Source organism: Sphingosinicella sp. YJ22, from assembly GCF_011320075.1.
Taxonomy (GTDB): domain Bacteria; phylum Pseudomonadota; class Alphaproteobacteria; order Sphingomonadales; family Sphingomonadaceae; genus Allosphingosinicella.
On the sequence record NZ_JAANPA010000077.1, the window covers coordinates 1 to 2,846 of the forward strand.

At 68.1% G+C, this 2,846-nt stretch carries 3 protein-coding genes; all 3 read right to left on the bottom strand.

Annotation, left to right across the window (positions count from 1 at the left end; genetic code table 11):
- Positions 1–150: 150 nt before the first annotated feature.
- On the bottom strand, positions 151–549 hold the full coding sequence (fliS, locus tag G7B71_RS15465; RefSeq protein WP_166042566.1) for a flagellar export chaperone FliS: 399 nt from the start codon (positions 547–549) through the stop codon (positions 151–153).
- Between the two features lie 37 nt (positions 550–586).
- The gene (gene fliD, locus G7B71_RS15470; protein WP_166042569.1) at positions 587–2,200 is read right to left on the bottom strand and encodes a flagellar filament capping protein FliD; all 1,614 of its coding nucleotides are present in this window, start codon (positions 2,198–2,200) and stop codon (positions 587–589) included.
- A 203-nt stretch (positions 2,201–2,403) separates the two neighbouring features.
- Positions 2,404–2,664: a hypothetical protein gene (locus tag G7B71_RS15475; protein WP_166042571.1), complete on the bottom strand. Its 261-nt coding sequence runs from the start codon at positions 2,662–2,664 to the stop codon at positions 2,404–2,406.
- Between the last annotated feature and the right edge of the window lie 182 nt (positions 2,665–2,846).

The window sequence follows — 2,846 nt, forward strand, 5'->3', positions numbered from 1 at the left end:
TGGTGTGAAGCGGTAGGAACGCAGACCATGCGAAGCATGGTGGAGGGGTCACCCTCTGATTCCCTTCACCGAGGATATTTCACCCCTCCACCATCTGCTCCGCAGATGGTCCCCCTCCCCATGAGCGCCGCTCATGGGGAGGAACTTGAATCACCGATTGCCGATCTGCTCCCAGGCCTGGGCGACCTCGCCCAGCATCTCGCGGGCGCGCTCGACCAGCTTCACGTCATTCTCGCGGCCGGCGGCGATGGTGAGGCGGCGCGCCTCGCGGTAGATCTTGGCGAGGCCGAGGGCGATGTCGCCGCCCTGGTCGAAGTCGAGGCTGGTCTCCAGCCCGCTGATCAGGCGAAGCGCGCGCGCCTGGCGCTCGCCGCGCTGGACATAGTCGGCCCGCGCCATTGCCGCCGACATGGCATCGAGCGCCTTGAGCAGCTCGTCATAGAGGATGGTCACCAGCTGGTGCGGGTTCGCACCTTCGACCCGGCTGGCGACGTCCACGCGCTGGTAGCGCGCCTTGGCCATCCCGAACTGCCCACGCATCGCGTACATCCACTCACTCCCGAACAAAGTTCACGCCGTCGACGCCTCAGCCGCGGTCGTTGGTCCACATTTTGATCTGCTGGTCCAGGTAGCTCTGGGTCGCCTTGAAGGAGGACACCTGCCGCTCCATGGCGGTGAAGGTGCCGAGCATCTGGTTATAGTAACGCTCCGCGCGCTCCTCGTGCACCGCCTTCAGGTCGGCGATGTCGTCACGCTCGTCGCTGAGCCGCTTGTTGGTCGCTGCGAACGGCCCCTCGCGGTCGCGAAGCGCGTCGCGGATCATCTTGAGCGCGCCGCCGAGGCCGGCCTCGATGGTGATCGTGACGCTCGGCGAGGCCGAATTGACCGTGACGATCAGGCCGAGCGCCGCGGCACCGGCCGGCGCCACGAGGTTGGTGTCGACGCCGGTCATGGCGAGGCCGTCGACATTGCCCGACGCCGGCGTCGTGCCGTTCTTCGGGACGAGGTCGGTCAGCGTGTAGGTACCCGGCTTCACCCGGCCCATCGCGCTCTGGATTGTGACCGCGCCGCTGCTTGCCCACTGGGCCGGGTTGAACAAAGCCTCGACCGCGTCGGGATTGTTGACCAGCTGCTCCTGGAGCCGGAACGTGTCGAGGCTGAGCGTGCCGTCGCGGTTGGTGCGAACGCCGATCTCGGCGAGGCTGTGCGGGCCGTCGCCCTGCGAGGTCAGCGCCATGCTGGTCATCTGGCCGAGCTGGCGCACCATCTGGCGGACGCCGACGTCGCCGCGCAGCGGTCCGCCGTCCTCGCCGACGCCGGCCTTGGTGGCTTCCGAGATCAGCGTCATCAGCTCGTTATAGGCGGCGACGAAATCGGTCATGCCCTGGGTGATCTCGGCCGTGGGCCGGACCGCGCCGAGCGAGATGATCGTGCCCGGCTCGGCCTTCTTGAGGTCGATCTGCACGCCCTCGACCACGTCGGAGAAGCTGTTGCTCGACCGGTTGATGGTGACTCCGTCGAGCTTGACGATGGCGTCCTGAGCCGCCTGGGCCTCGGTCAGGCCGCCGGTGACGGAGGGACCGAAGGCGAAGCGCTCGAGGCCGCTGACGGTGCCGCCCGGGACCGACAGGGTGAAGGCATTGGCCTGGCCGGTCGCGCCCTTCAGCATCAGGCGCGAACCGTTGGCGTCGGTGACGATGCTGGCGGCGACGCCCGCGCCGGCCGCGTTGATCGCGTTGGTCAGCCCCTCGAGGCTGTCATTGGCCGCGTCGATGACGATGTCGAAGCTGCCGTTGGAGCTGGTCAGCGTCAGCGTCCCCTGCCCGACCGGATCGGTGCGCGCGGCGAAGGTCGTCGATTCCAGGGTCTGCGCCTTGGCGAGCTGGACCACCTCGAGCTCGGCGGCAAGACCGCCGAGGCGCGCGCCGGCGACCGCCTTGGCGCTGAGCAGGGTCGGCTCCGACACGGTCGGCTGGGTGAACAGCGTCCCGCCCGAGATCAGCGAGGACAAGGCCGTCGAGAAATTGTCGATGGCGCCGCTGACTTCGGCCAGGGTCGAGATGCGCGCCGCGTTGAGCGTCTCGCGCTTCTCGATCTGCGCGTCCTTGGGCGCGCGCTGCGCGTCGGACAGCTGCTTGACCAGGGCCCTGATGTCGAGCCCCGAGCCGATCCCGAGCGATGCAGCGATTGACGAATCCATTGAGCGTCCCCTCTCAGGGATAAGAACGGCGCGGACGGTGGTTTCTTTAGGGGAAATCCCACCTGTCATTCCCGCGAAAGCGGGAGCCGAAGACGAGCGAAGCTCAATCCAGCTGCCTTCCGAACGGCGCCGGCAGCGCGGTGAATCGACAAGAGAAAAAGCTGGATTCCTGCTTCCGCGGGAATGACAATTCCTCTTGTCGGCTAGCCCCTCAGCACCCGCACCGTGTCGGCCCGCAGGCGCGCCTGGGCGGCGAGGGAGAGGCGCGGGTCGGCGAGAATCTGCTCGGCGATGACGGCGGCGCCCGCCGAGTCCATCTCGGGGAGGAAGTCGCGCAGCTCGGCGGCGAGCTCGCGCAGCCACGGGTCGAGCGCGATCCCGGCGACGTCAGCATCGCTGAGCAGCCGCTCGATCTCCGCCAGCGCCCGACGCGCCTGCGCTTCGCTCTTGATGCCGTGAAACATGTGGCCGCCTGCTCCTCCCCGAGGGAGATAACGGCAGCGGCGGGCGAAGGCTTAGCCGCGAAAAGCCCTCTCCCCGGCGGGGAGAGGGTTGGGTGAGGGGGAGCGAGCGCAGCGAGCGTCCTGTATCCGAGGATAACTGCGAGACCGGAACCCCCTCACCCCAACGCTGCACTCGCTGGGGG

Excerpts from the sequence above, each read along its gene's own strand:
- fliS (WP_166042566.1), bottom strand. The coding sequence starts at position 549 with ATGTACGCGATGCGTGGGCAGTTCGGGATGGCCAAGGCGCGCTACCAG.
- fliD (WP_166042569.1), bottom strand. The coding sequence starts at position 2,200 with ATGGATTCGTCAATCGCTGCATCGCTCGGGATCGGCTCGGGGCTCGAC.
- G7B71_RS15475 (WP_166042571.1), bottom strand. The coding sequence starts at position 2,664 with ATGTTTCACGGCATCAAGAGCGAAGCGCAGGCGCGTCGGGCGCTGGCG.